Origin of the sequence: Hasllibacter halocynthiae (genome assembly GCF_003003095.1) — a bacterium.
In the GTDB taxonomy this organism is placed as follows: domain Bacteria; phylum Pseudomonadota; class Alphaproteobacteria; order Rhodobacterales; family Rhodobacteraceae; genus Hasllibacter; species Hasllibacter halocynthiae.
In genome coordinates this window covers 762205-781096 of the sequence record NZ_PVTT01000001.1, presented here as the reverse complement: position 1 = coordinate 781096, position 18892 = coordinate 762205, and the positions used below count along the sequence as shown (strand labels likewise).

Genomic DNA, 18892 nt, shown 5'->3' with positions numbered 1-18892 from the left:
GTGACGCCACGTCCCTCGTTGCCCGCCCGCCGCACTGTGTCCCCGGCGCAAGGGGCAGACGGCGGCCTCGGGCCTCAGCCGCGCGCCGCTTCCCGCAGGTTCACCCAGTTGGCCAGCAGGATTACCGTGGCGCCCAGGGCCAGCGTCCAGCCGAACGTCTCGCCATAGAGGAGGGCGCCGACCACCGCGATCACCGGCAGGCGCGCGAAGTCGACGGGCATCACGGCCGAGGCCGGGGCGAGGCTCAGCGCGCGCGTCAGTGACAGATGGGCCGCCAGCCCGGTCACGCCGACCAGCAGCACCCAGGCGCCCGCCGCGCCAGTGGGCCAAGCGACTTCGCCGTCCCAGCCGGCGCAGATCGCGCCCATCGCCGCCTGCGCGCCCGTTAGCCAGATCAGGATCGTCAGCAGCGATTCGGTCCGCGTCAGCACCTTCGTCGCGATGGCGGTTCCGGCGAAGGCCGTCGCCGCCACCGCGGCGAGGATCGTCCCCGGCGCCAGCCCGCCCTCGGCCCAGGGCTCGGCCACGAGGAGGATGCCGCCGAACCCCGCGGCCACCGCCGCGGCCCGCCGGACGCCCAGCGCCTCGCCCAGGAGGAACGGCGCGAGCAGCGCCACCCAGAGGGGCGACGTGAACTCGATCGCGAAGAGCTGCGCGAGCGGGATCAGCGTAACGGCCGCGAACCACAGGTTCTGCCCCGTGAAATGCGCGAGGTTCCGCAGCACGTGCAGCCCCGGACGCCGCGTCCGCCATGCCACCGTGCGGCCCGTCACGGCCGCGAATCCCCAGACGAGGGCGACGCCGACGAGCGAGCGGTAGAGCATGATCTCGAACGTATCGAGCGCGGCGCCGATCTCGCGGCCCGCGACGGCCATGGCGCTGAAGGACGCGACCGCCCCCGCCATCCAGAGGGCGGCGGCGCCGACCTGCGCGGGCGGGGCCGCCGGCCCCCGCTCGCGTGTCACTCCCACTCGATGGTGCCGGGGGGTTTGGAGGTGACGTCGTAGGTCACGCGGTTGATGCCGCGCACCTCGTTGATGATGCGGTTCGCGGTCTCGGACAGGAAGTCGTGGTCGAAGGGGAAGACGTCCGCCGTCATCCCGTCGACCGACCGGACCGCCCGCATCGCGCAGGCGTAGTCGTAGGTGCGCCCGTCGCCCATCACGCCCACCGTGCGAACGGGCAGGATCGCGACGAACGCCTGCCATATCTCGTCATAGAGGCCATGGCGGCGGATCTGGTCGATGAAGACCGCGTCCGCCTCGCGCAGGATGGCCAGCTTCTCGCGCGTGATCTCGCCCGGGCAGCGGATCGCGAGGCCGGGGCCCGGGAAGGGGTGGCGGCCGACGAAGTGCGCGGGCAGCCCCAGCTCGCGTCCGAGGGCGCGGACCTCGTCCTTGAACAGCTCGCGAAGCGGCTCGACCAGCTCGAGGTTCATGGTCTCGGGCAGGCCGCCGACGTTGTGGTGCGACTTGATGGTGACGGACGGTCCGCCGGAGAAGGACACCGATTCGATCACGTCTGGGTAGAGGGTGCCCTGCGCCAGGAAGCGGGCCCCCTCGATCCGGTCGGCCTGCTCCTGGAAGACGTCGATGAAGAGGCCGCCGATTATCTTGCGCTTGGTCTCGGGGTCCGAGACCCCTTCGAGCGCGCCGAGGAACCGCTCCTGCTCCTCCGCGTGGATGACCTGCAGGTTCATGTGGTCGCGGAACATGCCCACGACCTCGGCGCCCTCGTCCTTCCTCAGCAGGCCGTGGTCCACGAAGACGCAGACCAGCTGGTCGCCGACCGCCTCGTGGATCAGGGCGGCCGCGACGGAGGAATCGACCCCGCCGGAGAGGGCGCAGATCACCTTGGCCTCCCCGACCTGCGCGCGGATCGCCTCCACCGCCTGCTCGCGGTAGCCGGCCATGGTCCAGTCGCCGGCGAAGCCCGCCAGCCGGACGAAGTTCTCCAGCAGGGTCCGGCCGTTCGGCGTGTGGTGCACCTCCGGGTGGAACTGGACGGCGAAGCGGCGGCGCCCCTCGTCGGCGACCACGGCGAAGGGCGCCCCGGCCGACACCGCGAGCACTTCGAAGCCCGGCGCCAGACGCTCGACGTGGTCGCCGTGGGACATCCAGACCTCCTCGCGCGGGCCGCCCTCCGGGCCGGTGGCGAACCAGCCCCGCAGGAAGTCCGAGGGCTGCGTCTCGGTCACGAAGGCGCGCCCGAACTCGGCCGTGCCGGCCCCGGTGCCGCCACGCCGTACCTCGCCGCCGAGATCGGCCATCATGACCTGCTGGCCGTAGCAGATTCCCAGGACGGGCACGTCCATCTCCCAGAGGGAGGCGGGCGGCCTGGGCGAGCCCTCGTCGAGTACGCTCGCCGGCCCGCCCGAAAGGATCACCGCCCGTGGCGCGAACTCCCGCAGGAAGGCGTCCGTGACGTTCTGGAACGGATGGATCTCGCAATACACGTTCAGCTCGCGCAGGCGGCGGGCGATCAGCTGCGTGACCTGGGAGCCGAAGTCCACGATCAGGAGGCGCTGGTGCTGGGGAAGGTCTGCCATGCGCGCGACCTAATGGCGGGGCGGAACGCGGTCCAGCATGTCGCTTTCCGCGCGGGCCCGTCGCCTTCGCCGCCGGAGGGGGGCGCCCGGCGCGCTAGACCGTCCGCAAGGCACATCCGGGGGAGGAGGGCGCATCATGGCGGACGGCGGAGCGGCGCGCAGGGGGCGCAGGGGCGGCGGCGGCGCGGCCCGCCGGGCCGAGAGGGGCACCGAACGGGTCGAGTTCGCCCGCTTCGCCGAGCGGCGCCTGCCCACGATCGACGCCCTCTCGCCCGAGCTGCTCGACGTGGTCGAGGCGGGCGCGGAGACGGTGCTGGAGGAGATCGGCGTCGTATTCTCGGACAACCCGGCGGCCCTGGACCGCTGGCGCGCGGCGGGGGCGGACGTGGTGGGCGAGCGGGTCCACCTGCCGAAGGGCCTCGCCCGCACGCTCTGCGCCACCGCCCCCGAGGAGTACGAGCAGATCGCCCGCAACCCGGCGCGGAACGTCATGATCGGCGGGGACCGGATGGTGTTCGCGCCCGTCTACGGCCCGCCCTTCGTGCGCGACGCGAAGGGGCGCCGCTACGGCACGATCGAGGACTTCCGGGACTTCGTGAAGCTGGGCCACCAGTCGCAGTGGCTGCACCATTCGGGCGGCACCGTGTGCGAGCCGACGGACGTGGCGGTCAACAAGCGCCACCTCGACATGCTCCACGCGCACATGACGCTGACGGACAAGCCGTTCATGGGATCGGTCACCGACCCCGCGCGCGCCCGCGATTCGGTCCAGATGTGCGAGCTTCTCTTCGCCGATCAGGGCGGGCTCGCGGGGCGCGCGGCGATGACGTCGCTCGTCAACATCAACTCGCCCCTGACCTGCGACGCAACGATGATCTCCGCCCTCGAGGTATACGCCGAGGCGGGCCAGGCCTGCATCCTGTCCCCCTTCATCGTCGGCGGCGCCATGGCGCCCGTCTCGGTCGTCGGCACGCTGACGCAGGTGCTGGCCGAAGTGATGGCCGCCGTCGCCTACTCGCAGCTCGTGAAGCCGGGGGCGCCGGTCGTCTTCGGCACCTTCGTCACGTCCATCGACATGAACAGCGGCGCGCCGACCTTCGGCACGCCCGAGGCCTCGCAGGTCCTGTGGGGGGCGGGGCAGCTCGCGCGGCGGATGAAGCTTCCGTTCCGGTCCGGCGGCGCGCTGACGGGTGCCAAGCTTCCCGACGCGCAGGCGGCGTACGAATCGGCCAACACGCTGCACGCGGCGCTGACGGGGGGCGTGAACTTCATGCTCCACTCCTGCGGCTGGCTGGAGGGGGGCCTCGTCGCCTCGAAGGAGAAGTTCGTGATGGACGCCGACCAGCTCGGCGTGATCCAGCGGCTGGCCGAAGGGGTGCGCGCCGATCCGGACGCCCTCGACGCCATCCGAGAGGTCGGGCCCGGCGGGCACTACCTCGGCTGCGCGCACACCCGGGCGCATTTCAAGGACGCCTTCTGGAAGACGCGCCTCCTCGACTACAAGCCCTTCGAGAGCTGGGAGGAGGAGGGCTCGCGCGATACCCGCGCGCTCGCCGCCCTGCGGGTCGAGAAGCTGCTCGCCTCCCACGAGGCGCCGCCCCTCGACCCGGCCGTGAACGAAGCGCTCGGCGACTTCGTGGCCCGCCGGAAGGCCGCCGAGCCGGACATGGCGTACTGAGGCCTCGATTAGAGCCCCGCCCCGGCGTCAGGCGGGCGTCCTCAGCAGCCGGGACTCGCCCATCAGGGCGATCAGCACCTCGATATGGCGCGCGTGGGTATAGCGAGGATCGCCTGCGACGCGCGCCCGTTCGAGGCCCTTCTCGCGCTCCAGCAGCGCCATCACGGCGGCGGCAGGCCCGGGCAGCGGCTCGCCGCGCTGGCGAAGGGCGCGCCGCAGGTCGCGGGGGCGGCGGTAGCGTTCCAGCCCATGGCGCGCCGTCCGCACGAGGAGCGCGGGCCGCTCCAGCATCTGCAACCGCGTGTGCAGGTCGATCATCTCGGTCCTCCTGTCCCGTCGAGGGGGCAGGATAAGCCGGCCGGGCGGGGCGTTGCCGAAGCGCGCCGGTGCGTACGGTGCGTCAAGACATTGTTTACCACTTCAGGACTACAACCCGTCCGCACGGTGGATTGGCGGCGGGTACGTTGGCCCTTCTCCAGTCCTCCGCGCGGATTCTGACTCTGCGCTCGCGGCACAGGCGGGCGCGTCCTAGGCATCGAGGGGCGTGAGCATGGACGGAACGATGGATGGCGGCGCGGTGCGGGCGGAGCTTCCCGATTGGCTGGACGAGGGGGTCCGTGCCTACCTCCTCCATGTCGAGACCGGGCGGCCGATCCGCGCCATCGCGCGCGACCTGGGGCAGCATGCCTCGACGGTCCTACGCCAGATCCGCCGCTTCGAGGCGCGGCGCGAGGACCCGCTGGTCGACGAGGCGCTCGGCGCGCTCGGCGACGGCCGCCCGGGGGAGCTGGACGCCGCGCCCGAGGGCGGCGCCCTCGCCCTTCTCGACGCGCTCGACGCGCCGGGCGCGGTCCTCGCCGTGGCCGATCAGATGGACAAGGCGGTGATCGTGCGGACCGACGGCGCGGGGCGCACGCAGCGCACCGCGGTCGTCGAGCGCCCCGTCGCCCGTGCGCTGGCCCTGCGCGGCTGGATCGAGCGGCGCGAGGACGGGGCGAGCCGCCGCGTCTCGCGCTATGCGCTGGCGCCGGCGGGGCGCGCCGTCCTGGGCCGCCCGCCCGGCGGCATGGCCGAGGCCCCTGCCGTCTTCGAGGCCGCACCCCGATCCGCGGGCGCCGAGACGCCGCTGCGGATCCTCGCGCGTCGCCGTGACGCCACGGGCCGCCGGTTCCTCGACGCCCCGCTCACCGCCGCCGCCGAGCGCATGGCCGAGGACTTCGTCGCCGCCGGCCTCTCCGTGCTGCCGCCGGAGGAGGGGGTCGCCCGCGCCATGCGCCTCGGCGCCGCCACGCCCCTTGGCGCGGCCCTCGCCGACCTGGGCGACGGCTTGGCGGAGGTCGCGCTCAGGACATGCTGCCTCGGCGAGGGCATAGAACGGACCGAACGGCGCCTCGGCTGGTCGGCCCGCTCCGGCAAGATCGTGCTTCGGATCGCGCTGCAGCGCCTCGCCCGGCATTACGGCGGCGCGCGGGTCGCTGCCCGATAGCGCGTCCGCGGCGCAAGGCCGCCATGCGCGCCGGGGCTTGGACACCGGGCGGCGCCGCGTCTATGTGGGGGCCATGCCACGCGACCTGTCGATCCGCGCCGAGCGCCATCCCGAGAAGCAGCGCCGCCCCGACGCGCCCCGGCTGAAGAAGCCCGACTGGATCCGCGTGAAGGCGCCCGTCTCCGAAGGCTACCGCGAGACGGCCGCCATCATGCGCGAGCATCGCCTGACCACCGTCTGCGAGGAGGCCGGCTGCCCCAACGTGGGCGAGTGCTGGTCCCAGGGCCACGCGACCATGATGATCATGGGCGAGGTCTGCACCCGCGCCTGCACCTTCTGCAACGTCGCCACCGGCAAGCCGCCCGAGCCGCTCGACGCGTTCGAGCCGGGGCGCGTGGCCGACGCGGTCTCGAAGCTCGGCCTCGCGCATGTCGTCGTCACCTCCGTCGATCGCGACGACGTCGGGGACGGCGGGGCCGAGCACTTCGCCCGCACCATCCGCGCGATCCGGCACCGCTCGCCCGGCACGACGATCGAGATCCTGACCCCCGACTTCCTGCGCTGCGACCCGTCCGTCCTGGAGGTCGTCGTCGAGGCGCGGCCGGACGTCTTCAACCACAACCTCGAGACGGTCCCGGGCCTCTACCCCGAGGTGCGGCCCGGCGCGCGCTACTTCCACTCCCTCCGGCTGCTGCAGCGGGCGAAGGAGATGGACCCTTCCATCTTCACCAAGTCCGGCATCATGGTCGGCCTGGGCGAGGACCGGCAGGCGGTGCTGCAGGTCATGGACGACATGCGCGCCGCCGACATCGACTTCCTGACCATCGGTCAATACCTCCAGCCGACGCCCAAGCACCACGCCGTCGATCGCTACGTCACCCCCGACGAGTTCGCGAGCTACGAGCGCGCGGCCTGGGGCAAGGGGTTCCTCATGGTCTCCGCCACCCCCCTCACGCGGTCGAGCTACCACGCCGGCGACGACTTCGCCCGCCTTCGCGCCGCACGGGAGAGGGCGCTGGCCTGACCCCGGGGCGAACCGAAGCCGCGCGAACGCGTTGCGGATTGGTGGAAGAGCACCAGAACGACCGGACGGCCCTCGTGGCGAGGGCGCTCGCGCCAGCGCTCCTAGCCTTCGCCCTGGCCTTCGGGGCGGTGCTGGCCTGGCGCCTGGCGCCCGCGATCGAGGTTTGGATCGACGGCCCGCCCGGCGTTCCCAGGATCGTCGAGGCCCGTGGCGACCTCGCGGAGGAGGAAGCGGCGAACATAGCGCTCTTCGAGGCGGCGCAGGACGGCACCGTCTTCATCTCGACCACCGGCGCGGCCGGCTCGGCCTGGGGCGGCGGGGTCGAGGTGCCGCGCGGGACCGGCACCGGCTTCATCTGGGACGACCGCGGCCACGTCGTCACCAACGCGCACGTCCTCGACGGCGCGGCGCGGGCCAACGTGCGGCTTGCCGACGGGCGGACCTTCGACGCCCGCCTCGTCGGCCGCGACCGGCGCCACGACCTCGCCGTCCTGCGCATCGCGCCCGCGGCGGGCCTGCCCGATCCCCTGCCGCTGGGCACCAGCGCGGACCTGCGCGTGGGCCAGCGGGTGTTCGCGATCGGCAACCCGTTCGGCCTGGACTTCACCTTGACGACGGGCATCGTCTCGGCCCTGGACCGCGAGCTGCCGGGCGAGGGCGTCTTGATCCGCGGCCTCGTGCAGACCGACGCGGCCATCAATCCGGGCAACTCGGGTGGGCCCCTGCTCGACAGCGCGGGGCGGGTCATCGGGGTGAACACCGCGATCTACAGCCCCTCGGGCGCATCGGCCGGGATCGGCTTCGCCGTTCCGGCGGACACGGTGAACCGGGTGGTGCCGCAGATCGTCGAGACGGGCCGCTACATCCCCCCCGTCATCGGGGTCGAGGTGGACCCGCGCGTCGACGCGATGGCCGCCCGCCGGGGCCTGACCGGAACGCTCGTCCTCGGGCTTGCGCCCGGGGGCCCAGCCGAGGCCGCGGGCCTCGTCCCGGCCGAGACGACGCCCGACGGGGGCCTGCGGATCGGCACGCGCATCCTCGCCGTGGACGGCGAGGAGGTGGCTCACGCGCCCGACCTCCTCGCCGCGCTTGACGACCGCCGCCCGGGGGAGGAGGTGGTCCTCCTCCTCGACGGCCCGGGCGGCCGCCGGGAGGTCGCCGTCACCCTCGCCGCGGGAACCTGAAGGACGACGATTTGACGGGGACGGCTTTCGCCCCGAGATGGCGGAGCGAGACAACCGAAGGGAAAGGGGCCATGCCGCACCACCACGAACGCCGGACGCTGCCCTACACGCCGCAGCAGATGTACGACCTCGTCGCGGACGTCTCCTCCTACCCGGCGTTCCTGCCCTGGATCGCCGCGGCCCGCGTCCGCTCGGTCGAGGAGGAGGGCGACCACCTCGTGATGCTCGCGGACCTCGTGATCTCCTTCAAGGTCTTCCGCGAACGGTTCGGCTCGCGCGTGGTGCTGCGCCCGGGGGAACGCGTGATCGAGACGAGCTATGTCGAGGGTCCGTTCCGGCAGATGGACTCGACCTGGCGGTTCCACGACGTCGAGAGCGACCCGGACTGCTGCGAGATCGAGTTCGAGGTCGACTTCGAGTTCAAGTCGCGCCTTCTGCAGGGCGCCGCCAACATGTTCTTCCAGGACGCCATGCAGCGCATCGTCCGCGCGTTCGAGCGTCGCGCGGCCGAGCTGCACGCGCCGAAGGGGAACCCGGCCTGATCCGGGCAGGCGCCGGCTAGAGGGCGTCGGCGACCATCCTCATCGCATGGGCGACGGATGCGGCGCGGACCGCGCCCCGTCCCAGCGCCCCGAACTCAACCGTCTCGGCGCGGGTCCCGTCCGGGCCGCTCACGGCGAAGCATACCCGGCCCTCGGGCTTCGCGCCTGAGCCGCCCGGCCCGGCGATCCCCGTGACCGCGGCCGCCAGCGTCGCGCCCGAACGGTCCCTCGCGCCGCGCGCCATCTCGCGCGCGACCGGCTCCGACACCGCGCCATGCGCCCCGAGCGTCGCGCGCGAGACGCCCAGAAGGTCGGCCTTGGCCTCATTGGAATAGGTCACGACGCCCCAGCCGAACACTTCGGACGCGCCCGCCACCTCGGTCAGCGCCCCGGCGAGCAGGCCGCCCGTGCAACTCTCGGCGGTGGCGAGGGTGGCGCCGGCTTCGCGCAGGGCGCCCAGAAGGTCCGCCGCCGTCATGCCAGCAGGACCAGATGCGCCAGCGCCGCCAGCGCCGCCACGCCCAGCGCGGCGAAGCCCCCCGCAATCAGGTCGTCGAGCATCACCGAGGAGGCCGTGCCCTTCCGGTCCGCCCAGCCGACGGGGCCGGGCTTCCAGATGTCGAAGAGACGGAAGAGGACGAAGGCCGCCACCCAGCCGGGCCAGAGCGCCAGCAGGTCGGCCCCCGCGCGGGCCGCCCCGAACGCGACGGGAAGCAGCGCGATCCACTGGCCCGCCACCTCGTCGATCACCGCCTCCTTCGGGTCGTGGGCGCCCGTCTCCCGCTGGTAGCGTTCGATCGCCCAGACGCCCGCGCCCGCGGCCAGCCCGATCCCCAGCAACAGCGCCCAGGGTCCGCCGAGCGTCAGCACGCCCCATGCCAGCGGCAGCGCGGCGAGCGATCCCCAAGTCCCCGGCGCCGGACGCAAGAGGCCGATCCCGCCGACGGTGGCGACCGCCCCGGCCGGGCTCACGCGCGCACCAAGGTCGCGGCGGCCTGCGCGGCGATCCCCTCGGCGCGACCGGCGAAGCCCAGCCGCTCGGTCGTGGTCGCCTTCACGGACACGCGCCCGACCTCCAGCCCCGCGATGCGCGCGACCTGCCCGCGCATGGCCTCGGCATGGGGGCCGATCTTCGGGGCCTCGCAGATCAGCGTCAGGTCGAGGTTCGAGATGCCGTAGCCCCGCCTCCGCGCCAGCCCCGCGGCATGGGACAGGAAGGTCTCCGACGGCTCCCCCTTCCAGCGCGGGTCGCTCGGCGGGAAGTGGCGGCCGATGTCGCCCTCGGCCAGCGCACCGTAGATCGCGTCGGCCAGCGTGTGCAGCCCCACGTCGGCGTCCGAATGGCCCTTCAGCCCTTTCGGATGCTCGACCTCTACCCCGCAGAGGACGACCGGTCCCGGCCCGCCGAAGGCGTGCACGTCGAAGCCCGTTCCCATGCGGACGTCCGGGCCGGGCGCGCGGGCGCGCAGGACGGCCTCCGCTCGGGTGAAGTCCTCGGGATGGGTGATCTTCAGGTTCTCCTCGTCGCCGGGAACGATCGCGACCTCGGCGCCGGCCTTGCGGACCACCTCCACGTCGTCGGCCTCGGTCCCGTCGGCGCCCGCATGCCCCCCCCGCAGGAGCGTCAGCCGGAATCCCTGCGGCGTCTGCGCCCGCCAGAGGTCGTTCCGCGGCACCGCCTCCGCCACCACGGCGCCTCCGCGCCAGAGGGCATCCGTCACGGGCAGGGCGGGGGCGGCCGCGCCGGCGCCGCGCACGCCGTCGATCACCCGCGCGATCAGCTCGGCCGACACCAGCGGCCGCGCGCCGTCATGCACCAGAACCGCCTCCGCGGTCTCCGGCAGCGCGTCGAGGCCCGCGCGGACCGACAGCGCCCGCGTCGCGCCGCCGGGGACGCAGCGCCGGCCGGGCAGGGGGGCGTCGTCGGGATGCAGCACGACGACCACGCCCGCGATCCCCGGATGATCCTCGAACGCCTCGACCGCGCGCTCCAGCACGGTGCGGCCGCCCACCATGCGCCACTGCTTCGGCTCGCCACCGATGCGGGTGCCGCGTCCGGCGGCTACGATGACGGCCCAGGCCTCCATGTGCGCGGGTTAGACGCGGCCCCCGCCGGTGGCAATCGCTCGCCCATGCCTGTTCTTTGTGCGAAGGCGTCGAAATGGGCGCCTCTCCGGCCGCGTCGATCTTGCGGGCGGCCGCGGCGCGACGAGAAAGGGTGGCCATGAGGATCGGATCGGTCGAGTTGAAGGGCAGGGTGCTGCTGGCCCCCATGGCGGGGATCACCGACCTGCCGTTCCGCCGCCTCGTCCGCCGGTTCGGCGTCGCGCTCACCACGTCCGAGATGATCGCCTCGGGCGAGTTCCTGACCCGCCGCCCCGGCACCCGCGAGAAGGCCGAGCTCGAGGCAGAGGGCGGCGCCGTGCAGCTTGCCGGACGCGAGCCGGGGCCCATGGCGGAGGCCGCGCGCGCCGTCGCCGGGATGGGCGCGCGGATCGTGGACATCAACATGGGCTGCCCGGCCAAGAAGGTCACCGGCGGCGCGTCCGGCAGCGCCCTCATGCGCGAGCCGGATCGCGCCCTCCGCCTCGTCGAGGCGGTGGTCGGGGCGGTGGACGTGCCCGTCACCGTGAAGATGCGCCTCGGCTGGGACGAGCGGCAGCTCAACGCCCCCGCGCTCGCCCGGCGGGCCGAGGCGGCGGGCGCGCAGGCCATCGCCGTGCACGGGCGCACCCGCTGCCAGTTCTACCGTGGGACCGCCGACTGGGATGCCATCGCCGGGGTGGTCCGCGCCGTCTCCGTTCCCGTGATCGCCAATGGCGACGTGATCGACGCCGCCGCCGCGGGCGAGGCGCTGCGCCGCTCGGGCGCGGCGGCGGTGATGGTGGGGCGCGGCGCGCAGGGCGCCCCCTGGATGCCGGCGGCGATCGAAGCGGGGCTGGCGGGGCACGCGCCGCCCCGCTTCGACGCTTTCTCCGTCACCTCAGAGCATTACGAGGCGATCCTCGCCTTCTACGGCGCCGCGCTGGGCCACCGGGTCGCCCGAAAGCACCTGGGCTGGGCGATGGACCGGGCCGGAACGCCCTTGGCGCTGCGCCGCGCGGTGCTGACCGCGCCGGACCCGGCCGCCGTGCGGGCGCTCCTTCCGGGCGCGCTGTCCTCGGACCTCGCCGCGTGAGCGCGCCCTGGCGCGACGACGGCGCCCTTTGGGACGCGCTGCCGGCGCCGGCCTTCCTCGTCACGCTGGACGGGACGATCCGCCACGCCAACCCCGCAGCCGAGGCGTTCCTGACCCTCTCGGCGCGCGCCCTCGCCGGAACGCCGCTGGCCCGCCTCGTGGGGGAGGGGGACGTCGTCGCCGCCATCGCGCGCGCCTCGCACGGGCAGGCCGAGGTCGTCCTCTCCGAGGTCTCCGTGTCCGTGCCCCGGCGCGGGCCCGCGCGCTGCGACGTCCGCGTCGCGTCGCTCGGGGCGGGCGCCCTTCTCCTGCTGACGCCGCGCGACGCGTCCGGCCACGTTCCGGGGCAGGTCGGCCATGGCGCGGGGCAGGAGGGGGCCGCGAAGGGGGCGATCGGCATGGCGCAGATGCTCGCGCACGAGATTAAGAACCCGCTCGCCGGCATCTCCGGGGCGGCGCAGCTGCTGTCGATGAACCTTTCGGGGGGCGACCGCGAGATGACCGACCTCATCGTCGCCGAGACGCGCCGCGTCTCGACCCTGCTCGAGCGGGTCGAGGCATTCGGCGCGACGCCGCCCCCGCGTCCGGTCGCGGTGAACCTGCACGACCTGCTGGACCGCGCGCGCCGCTCGGCCGCGCTGGGGCATGCCGCGCACATGCGCTTTCGCGAGGACTACGACCCCTCGCTCCCCCGGACGTCCGCGGACCCCGACCAGATGGTGCAGGTCCTCCTGAACCTGATGAAGAACGCGGCCGAGGCGCAGCCCCCCGCGGCCGCCCGTCCGCAGGGCACGATCACCCTGCGGACCTTCTACGAGGGCGGCCTGCGGCGGCGCGGCCCCGACGGTGTGCCACGCCCCGTGCCCCTGCAGATCGAGGTGATCGACGACGGCCCGGGCCTGCCACCGCACATCGCCGAGCACGTGTTCGAGCCCTTCGTCTCGGGGCGCGAAAACGGGACCGGCCTCGGCCTCGCGCTCGCCGCCCGCATCGTCGGGGACCACGGGGGCCTCGTCGCGGCGCGCAGCGGGCCGGGGCGCACGGCCTTCCGCCTGTCGCTTCCCATCGCCGAGGAGGAATAGCATGGACGGAACCGTTCTCGTCGCGGACGACGACCGCACCATCCGCACGGTGCTGACCCAGGCGCTGACGCGCGCGGGGTGCCGGGTGCACGCGACCTCGTCGCTGACGACGCTGATGCGCTGGGTGGGCGAGGGGAAGGGCGATCTGGTCATCACCGACGTGATGATGCCCGACGGGAACGGGCTGGAGATGATACCGGCCATATCGGGCCAGCGCCCCGGCCTGCCGGTGATCGTGATCTCGGCGCAGAACACGATCATGACGGCCATCCAGGCGGCCGAGGCCGAGGCCTACGACTACCTTCCCAAGCCCTTCGACCTGCCCGACCTGATGAAGCGCAGCGCGAAGGCGCTCGCGCGCGACGGGGCGCCCCGCGCCGCCACGGCCGCCCCTCCGCCCCCCGGCGCGGAGGACGAGCTGCCGCTGGTCGGGCGGGCGCCGGTGATGCAGGCGATCTACCGCCTCGTGGCGCGGGTCGTGAACAGCGAGCTGCCGATCCTCGTCACCGGCGAGAGCGGGACCGGCAAGTCCCTCGCCGCCCGGGCGATCCACGACCTCTCCGACCGCCGCACGCAGCCCTACGTCCCCGTCTCGGGCGCCGACCTCGAAGGGGCCGACGGCCCGGCGGCGCTGCTGGCCCGCGCCCGCGGCGGCACCCTCGCGCTGGAGGAGGTCGGCGACTTCCCGCCCGGCGCCCAGGCCAAGCTGGTCCGCCTCCTGGACGCGCTGCCCGATCCCGCGCCCCGCGCCATCGCGACGACCCAGACGGACCTGAACGCCTTGATGGAGGCGGGCGGCTTCCGGCAGGACCTGTTCTACCGGCTTGGCGGCGTCGTGATCGACCTGCCGCCCTTGCGCGACCGGGTCGAGGACATCCCCCTCCTGGCCGAGCACTTCCTCCTTCGGGCCGAGCGCGAGGGGATGCCCCAGCGCGCCCTCTCGGACGGCGCGCGCGAGGCGATCCGCGCCTTCACGTGGCCCGGCAACGTCCGCCAGCTCGAGAACACGGTCCGCCGCCTCGCCGCGACCGGGACCGAGCCCCTGATCGCCGACACGGAGGTGGCCGCCGTCCTCGGCAGCCAGCCCCGGCCCGAACCCGCCCAGACCCACGCCGAGGAGGAACGCCTTTCGGCCTCGGTCGCGCGCCACCTGCGCCGATACTTCGACCTCCACGCAGGCGAGCTGCCGCCCGCCGGCCTCCACCGGCGCATCATAGACGAGGTCGAGCGCCCCCTGATCGAGATCTGCCTCTACGCGACGGGCGGCAATCAGGCGCGCGCCGCCGACCTGATGGGAATCAACCGGAACACGCTCCGAAAGAAGATCGTGGATTTGAAAATTTCGGTGACAAGACGGCGCAAGCTGTCGTAAGCAAGGCACAGAAGCGTTGCGACAGGGGCGCATTCGACGTAACTTCGGTCGATAAGCCCCTGAAAAGACGACGCATGGCACTGGGCAGGACCGGACGGGCATCCCTTGGGATCGTGCGGCTCCTAATGGGCGGGGGGTCATCGGTGGGCAGCCGGGGCTTGGCGACAGGGCAGGGCGCGACGTGGGACCTTGCGTCCCGTCTCCGGCGTGCCCGGCTGATCGGGGGCGGGTCCGCCCTCGCGCTGATCGCCGCCGGCCCGATCCTCGCCATCGCCACGATCGGGGTCCTCGGCCCGTTCGCCGACGGAACCGCGCTGCGGGTCGTCCTGCTCTTCGACATGGTGTACATCCTGCTCGTCGCCGGCCTCGTGCTCGCGCGGATCGTGCAGTCCCTCGCCGCCCGTCGCGCCCGTTCGGCCGGCTCGCGGCTGCTGCTGCGGCTGACGGCGATGTTCGCGGGTCTCGCGCTCGTCCCGACGATCCTCGTCGCCCTCTTCGCCGGGCTCATCATCAACATCGGGCTCGAAGGGTGGTTCTCGGACCGCGTGCGCAACGTCGTCGGCTCCTCGCTCGAGGCGGCCGAGGCCTACGAGCGCGAGCAGATCGACGGCCTCGCCGCGGACGCCGAGCTGCTGGCCGGCGCGCTCGACGCCGCGCGGCGCAGGGACATCGGCACGGACGACGGCGCGCTCCGCGTCCTCCTGGGGGAGAGCCAGGGCCTGATCCAGCGGGGGCTGCGCGAGGCTTTCGTCATCGACGGCGCGGGCGAGATCCGCGCCCGGGGCGAGCGGTCCTACCTCTTCGACTACGACGCGCCGCCGCCTTCGGCCTTCGGCGATGCCGGCATGGGGGGCGTCGCGATCGTCGAGGACCCCGAAGGGGGCGAGTTCCGCGCCCTCACCCGCCTCGACGCCTTTCCCGACCGGTGGCTCTGGGTCTCGCGCGCGGTCGACGGCGAGCTGCTGGGCCTCCTCGACGACACGAAGGAGCAGGTCGCCCTCTACCAACAGCTCGAGCGGGAGCGCGGACGGCTGCTCTTCGACTTCGGCCTCCTCTACCTGGGGTTCGCGCTGGTCCTCGTCCTCGCGGCGATCTGGGCCGGGATGCGCTTCGCCGAGACGCTGTCGCGCCCGATCGGACGCCTGGCGGGGGCCGCGCAGCGCGTCGGCGCCGGCGACTTCACCACCCGCGTGCGCGAGGAGCAGGGCGACGACGAGATCGCGATGCTCGGCCGCATGTTCAACACCATGACCCGGCAGCTGGACCGCCAGCGCCAGTCGCTCCTCGATCAGACCGACCAGGTCGAGCGTCGGCGCCGCCTCTTCGACAGCGTCCTGTCCTCCGTCACGTCCGGGGTGGTCGGCCTGGACGAGGAGGGCCGCGTCACCTTCGTGAACCGCGCGGCCGAGCGCCTGCTGGAGATCGCCGCCGACCCCGTCCCGCTCGAGGCCGCGATCCCCGAGTTCGGCGCGCTTTGGACCGAGGTCGCGGCCGGCGCGCCGCAGGCGGGCGGCGAGGTCAGGCTGGTGCGCTCCGGCAAGCAGGAGACGCTGATGGTCCGCCTCGCCGAGCGGCGGGGCGAGGAGGGCGCGCTCGAGGGGTACGTCCTCGCCTTCGACGACGTCTCGGACCTCGTCGCCGCGCAGCGCACCGCCGCCTGGGGCGACGTCGCCCGCCGCATCGCGCACGAGATCAAGAATCCGCTCACCCCGATCCAGCTTTCGGCGCAGCGCATCCGTCGCAAGTTCGCCCGGGTGGAGGGCGTCGACGCCGACGCGCTCGAGCAGTACACCGACGTGATCGTCCGCCAGACCGAGGGGCTTCGCAGGATCGTGGACGAGTTCTCCCGCTTCGCCCGCATGCCCGAGCCCGAGCGCAAGCCGGCCGATCTCGTCGCGCTCCTGTCGGACGCCGTGCTGCTGCAGCGCAACGGGCAGCCCGGCGTGACCATCCGGGCCGACCTGCCGGACGGTGCCGTCTGCGCCGACGTGGACGAAGGCATGATCGGGCAGGCGCTCACGAACTTGATGAAGAACGCCGGCGAAGCCACGGAGACGTTGAAGGAAAGCGGCGAGGCGCCCGAGGGCTGGAAGCCTCAGATTCGCGTCTCCCTCGAAGCGGATGAGCGGACGGCCCTCATCCGCATCGCCGACAACGGGATCGGCCTGCCTGAGGATCGGGCCAAGCTCTTCGAGCCCTACGTCACGACGCGATCGGAAGGGACGGGCCTCGGCCTGCCCATCGTCAAGAAGATCGTCACCGAACACGGCGGCACCCTCACCCTGCGCGACGCGCGGCCCTTCGGGCCGGGCCAGCGCGGGGGCGCGGAGGCCGTCGTCGAGCTGCCCGTCCTGCAGGGGGCGGGCGAAATCACCAGCCAAGAACAAAAAATGGCGGTATAGAGAGGCAGGAACCATGAGCGACATTCTCATCACGGACGACGAGAAGGACATCCGCGAGCTTATCTCGGACATCCTGGAGGACGAGGGCTACACCACGCGCCTCGCCGGCACCTCGTCCGAATGCATGGCCCAGATCGAGGAGGAGCCGCCCGCGCTGATGATCCTCGACATCTGGCTGAAGGACAGCGCGATGGACGGGATCGACATCCTCAAGTCCGTCAAGCGCAGCCACCCGGACATCCCGATCATCATCATCTCGGGCCACGGCAACGTCGAGATCGCGGTCGCCGCGATCAAGCAGGGCGCCTACGACTTCATCGAGAAGCCGTTCAACATCGACCAGCTCACCGTGGTCATCAAGCGCGCGATGGAGACCTCGCGCCTGCGCCGCGAGAACGTCGACCTCAAGCGCGGCGGCGCCCAGGCGGTCGAGATGGTGGGCGAGTCCGCCGCCTTCCGCACCCTCACCTCGCAGATCGAGAAGGTGACCAGGTCCAACGGCCGCATCATGCTGACCGGCCCCGCCGGCGTCGGCAAGGAGGTCGCGGCACGCATGATCCACGCCGACAGCCCCCGCGCCTCGGCCCCCTTCGTCACCGTCTCCTCCGCCTCGGTCGAGCCCGACCGCATGGAGGAGGTCCTCTTCGGCCGCGAGGGCGGCGCGGGGGGCGTCGAGCAGGGCCTGCTCGAGCAGGCCAACGGCGGCGTGCTCTACTTCGACGAGGTGGCCGACATGCCGCTGGGCACCCAGGGCAAGATCCTGCGCGTGCTGACCGAGCAGCAGTTCACCCGCGTGGGCGGCACCCAGAAGGTCCGCGTGGACCTGCGCGTGATCTCCTCGACCAACCGCGACCTCGACAAGCTGGTCGAGGAGGGCGCCTTCCGGTCCGAGCTCTACCACCGGCTGAACGTCGTGCCCCTCGCCGTGCCCTCCCTCGAGGAGCGGCGCGAGGACATCCCCGTCCTCGCCCGGCACTTCGTCCAGACCCTCAACCGCGAGCAGGGCCTGCCCCTGCGCGAGCTGTCCGCCGAGGCCGAGGCGCTGCTTCAGACGATGCTCTGGCCCGGCAACGTCCGCCAGCTCCGCAACGTGGTCGAGCGGGTTCTCATCCTCGGCGACGGGACCGGCCCCATCGAGGCGCGCGAGCTGCCCGGCGAGGGCGGCGCCGCCGAGCCGGACGACGGGCGCGTCGTCCTCGCCGGCAACCTCGCCACCATGCCGCTGCGCGAGGCGCGCGAGCTCTTCGAGCGGGAGTATCTCCTTACCCAGATCAACCGCTTCGGGGGCAACATCTCGCGCACCGCGACCTTCGTCGGGATGGAGCGGTCGGCCCTCCACCGCAAGCTCAAGTCCCTCGGCGTCGTGACCTCCAACCGCGCCGGCGCGCGCGTCGCCCACGTGGACGAGCAGCTCCGGGCGACGGCCTGAAAGGACGGGGAGGGGGCGGATGACGACCTCGACTGATCCCCTCGACGCCCCGCCGCTCGAACGGCGGGAAGGCATCGTGCAGGGGCGGCCCGCGACTTGGTGGGTCGCCGGGCCCGGGGACGGCGCGCCCGTCCTCCTGCTGCACGGGTCGGGCGTGGACGAGGGGCGCATGACCTGGGGCCCCGTCGCCGCGATCCTCGCGGGCGAGGGGCTGCGCGTGGTCTCGCCCGATCTTCCGGGCTATGGCGGCACGCAGGGCTTCGGCCGGGCCGCTGGGGTAGCGGACATGACCCACTGGGTCCGCGACTTCCGCGAGGTGGCCGGCCTCGGCCCCTCGGTGGTCGCCGGCCTTTCCATGGGCGGCGGCATCGCGCTCGAACTCGCCCTCTCGCAGCCCGATGCGGTGCGCCATCTGGTGCCCGTCGCCTCCTACGGGATCAGCCGCCGGACGCCGCACATGCGGCTGCGCCGGCTGATCGCCGGCAGGCTGGGGCGGCGCGGCCCGGCCTATGCCCTCATCGCGCGCAGCGCCTTCGTCGCGCGCGGCCTGATCCGCCGCGTCACCGCCAGCCGCGGGCCGGTCGATCCCGGCCTCGTCGCCGCGCTGCAGGCGGCCGCCCGCCGGCAGGTCGCCACGCCCGCCCTCGCGGGCTTCGTCTCGCGCGAGGTCGGGCCCGGCGGCTTCCGCACGAACCTCACCTCCCGCCTGGACGAGATCGCGGCGCCCGTCACCTTCGTCCATGGCACCCGCGATCCCCTGATACCGGTCGCGGACGCCCGCCGCGCCGCCCGCCCGCCGCGCCGCCTGCTCGAGCTGGACTGCGGCCACCTCCCCCCGCGCGAGGCGCCCGGCCCCGTCGCCCGCGTGCTGCTGGACGCCGCCCGCGCCGGGGTGCAGACCCTCCGCACCGCTTGAACCCGGCGGCCCCCCCGGGTCAGCCTTCACCCCTGATCCCCGGACGGGGCC

Annotated in this window: 17 protein-coding genes; 11 read left to right on the top strand and 6 right to left on the bottom strand. The window is 73.4% G+C overall.

All coding sequences use genetic code 11. The annotated features are described in order from the left end of the window. Nucleotides 1–74: 74 nt before the first annotated feature. Both BCF33_RS03925 and guaA read right to left on the bottom strand, forming a co-directional pair. The gene (locus tag BCF33_RS03925; protein ID WP_342747423.1) at nt 75–965 is read right to left on the bottom strand and encodes a DMT family transporter; all 891 of its coding nucleotides are present in this window, start codon (nt 963–965) and stop codon (nt 75–77) included. Continuing rightward, the gene (gene guaA / locus BCF33_RS03920) at nt 962–2548 is read right to left on the bottom strand and encodes a glutamine-hydrolyzing GMP synthase (RefSeq protein WP_106159589.1); all 1587 of its coding nucleotides are present in this window, start codon (nt 2546–2548) and stop codon (nt 962–964) included. Before guaA ends, BCF33_RS03925 begins: the two co-directional genes overlap by 4 nt. Before the next feature lie 136 nt (nt 2549–2684). On the opposite strand from guaA, the gene BCF33_RS03915 reads away from it, so the two are divergent. Then, nucleotides 2685–4226, top strand: a complete 1542-nt coding sequence (locus tag BCF33_RS03915; RefSeq protein ID WP_106159588.1) for a trimethylamine methyltransferase family protein — start codon at nt 2685–2687, stop codon at nt 4224–4226. 27 nt (nt 4227–4253) lie between these two features. Here BCF33_RS03915 and BCF33_RS03910 read toward each other — a convergent pair whose 3' ends face one another. Then, nucleotides 4254–4544, bottom strand: coding sequence for a DUF6477 family protein (locus tag BCF33_RS03910; RefSeq protein ID WP_106159587.1), 291 nt, complete (start codon nt 4542–4544; stop codon nt 4254–4256). 232 nt (nt 4545–4776) lie between these two features. Here BCF33_RS03910 and BCF33_RS03905 point away from each other — a divergent pair, with 232 nt between their 5' ends. From BCF33_RS03905 to BCF33_RS03890, 4 genes are all read left to right on the top strand, one after another. Beyond that, entirely contained in the window at nt 4777–5712 is a 936-nt protein-coding gene (locus tag BCF33_RS03905; protein ID WP_245883710.1) for a DUF6456 domain-containing protein, read from the top strand. Between the two features lie 73 nt (nt 5713–5785). After that, nucleotides 5786–6736, top strand: a complete 951-nt coding sequence (gene lipA / locus BCF33_RS03900; protein WP_106160199.1) for a lipoyl synthase — start codon at nt 5786–5788, stop codon at nt 6734–6736. A 41-nt stretch (nt 6737–6777) separates the two neighbouring features. Next, nucleotides 6778–7920, top strand: a complete 1143-nt coding sequence (locus BCF33_RS03895; protein WP_245883709.1) for a S1C family serine protease — start codon at nt 6778–6780, stop codon at nt 7918–7920. A gap of 71 nt (nt 7921–7991) precedes the next feature. Continuing rightward, nucleotides 7992–8462 carry a type II toxin-antitoxin system RatA family toxin gene (locus BCF33_RS03890; protein WP_106159586.1) on the top strand — a complete coding sequence of 157 codons (471 nt, stop codon included), beginning with the start codon at nt 7992–7994 and terminating at the stop codon, nt 8460–8462. 16 nt (nt 8463–8478) lie between these two features. Here BCF33_RS03890 and BCF33_RS03885 read toward each other — a convergent pair whose 3' ends face one another. The 3 genes from BCF33_RS03885 to ispD are packed head-to-tail and all read right to left on the bottom strand — an operon-like array spanning nt 8479 to nt 10549. Then, the gene (locus BCF33_RS03885; protein ID WP_106159585.1) at nt 8479–8940 is read right to left on the bottom strand and encodes a CinA family protein; all 462 of its coding nucleotides are present in this window, start codon (nt 8938–8940) and stop codon (nt 8479–8481) included. After that, nucleotides 8937–9434: a phosphatidylglycerophosphatase A family protein gene (locus tag BCF33_RS03880; RefSeq protein WP_106159584.1), complete on the bottom strand. Its 498-nt coding sequence runs from the start codon at nt 9432–9434 to the stop codon at nt 8937–8939. Before BCF33_RS03880 ends, BCF33_RS03885 begins: the two co-directional genes overlap by 4 nt. Beyond that, the gene (gene ispD / locus BCF33_RS03875; RefSeq protein ID WP_106159583.1) at nt 9431–10549 is read right to left on the bottom strand and encodes a 2-C-methyl-D-erythritol 4-phosphate cytidylyltransferase; all 1119 of its coding nucleotides are present in this window, start codon (nt 10547–10549) and stop codon (nt 9431–9433) included. The genes BCF33_RS03880 and ispD overlap by 4 nt, the downstream gene beginning before the upstream one ends. Before the next feature lie 137 nt (nt 10550–10686). Between ispD and dusB the strand changes: the two genes are divergently transcribed. The 6 genes from dusB (at nt 10687) to BCF33_RS03845 (ending at nt 18841) form a co-directional block, all read left to right on the top strand. Next, nucleotides 10687–11640 (top strand): tRNA dihydrouridine synthase DusB, encoded by a 954-nt coding sequence (gene dusB, locus BCF33_RS03870; protein ID WP_106159582.1) that lies wholly within the window; start codon nt 10687–10689, stop codon nt 11638–11640. Beyond that, nucleotides 11637–12722, top strand: a complete 1086-nt coding sequence (locus BCF33_RS03865) for a two-component system sensor histidine kinase NtrB (RefSeq protein WP_106159581.1) — start codon at nt 11637–11639, stop codon at nt 12720–12722. Before dusB ends, BCF33_RS03865 begins: the two co-directional genes overlap by 4 nt. A 1-nt stretch (nt 12723) precedes the next feature. Further along, a complete protein-coding gene (locus tag BCF33_RS03860; protein WP_106159580.1) occupies nt 12724–14094 on the top strand; it encodes a response regulator in 1371 nt (456 codons plus the stop codon). 158 nt (nt 14095–14252) lie between these two features. After that, complete coding sequence (locus BCF33_RS03855; RefSeq protein ID WP_245883708.1) at nt 14253–16496, top strand: sensor histidine kinase NtrY-like; 2244 nt, start codon at nt 14253–14255, stop codon at nt 16494–16496. 13 nt (nt 16497–16509) lie between these two features. Then, nucleotides 16510–17925: a nitrogen assimilation response regulator NtrX gene (ntrX, locus tag BCF33_RS03850; protein WP_106159578.1), complete on the top strand. Its 1416-nt coding sequence runs from the start codon at nt 16510–16512 to the stop codon at nt 17923–17925. Nucleotides 17926–17944: 19 nt separating this feature from the next. Further along, on the top strand, nt 17945–18841 hold the full coding sequence (locus BCF33_RS03845) for an alpha/beta fold hydrolase (protein ID WP_106159577.1): 897 nt from the start codon (nt 17945–17947) through the stop codon (nt 18839–18841). The last annotated feature ends 51 nt before the right edge of the window (nt 18842–18892 follow it).

Coding starts and splice junctions, on each gene's coding strand:
- guaA (WP_106159589.1), bottom strand. CDS start 2,548: ATGGCAGACCTTCCCCAGCACCAGCGCCTCCTGATCGTGGACTTCGGC.
- BCF33_RS03915 (WP_106159588.1), top strand. CDS start 2,685: ATGGCGGACGGCGGAGCGGCGCGCAGGGGGCGCAGGGGCGGCGGCGGC.
- BCF33_RS03910 (WP_106159587.1), bottom strand. CDS start 4,544: ATGATCGACCTGCACACGCGGTTGCAGATGCTGGAGCGGCCCGCGCTC.
- BCF33_RS03905 (WP_245883710.1), top strand. CDS start 4,777: ATGGACGGAACGATGGATGGCGGCGCGGTGCGGGCGGAGCTTCCCGAT.
- lipA (WP_106160199.1), top strand. CDS start 5,786: ATGCCACGCGACCTGTCGATCCGCGCCGAGCGCCATCCCGAGAAGCAG.
- BCF33_RS03890 (WP_106159586.1), top strand. CDS start 7,992: ATGCCGCACCACCACGAACGCCGGACGCTGCCCTACACGCCGCAGCAG.
- BCF33_RS03885 (WP_106159585.1), bottom strand. CDS start 8,940: ATGACGGCGGCGGACCTTCTGGGCGCCCTGCGCGAAGCCGGCGCCACC.
- ispD (WP_106159583.1), bottom strand. CDS start 10,549: ATGGAGGCCTGGGCCGTCATCGTAGCCGCCGGACGCGGCACCCGCATC.
- dusB (WP_106159582.1), top strand. CDS start 10,687: ATGAGGATCGGATCGGTCGAGTTGAAGGGCAGGGTGCTGCTGGCCCCC.
- BCF33_RS03860 (WP_106159580.1), top strand. CDS start 12,724: ATGGACGGAACCGTTCTCGTCGCGGACGACGACCGCACCATCCGCACG.
- ntrX (WP_106159578.1), top strand. CDS start 16,510: ATGAGCGACATTCTCATCACGGACGACGAGAAGGACATCCGCGAGCTT.
- BCF33_RS03845 (WP_106159577.1), top strand. CDS start 17,945: ATGACGACCTCGACTGATCCCCTCGACGCCCCGCCGCTCGAACGGCGG.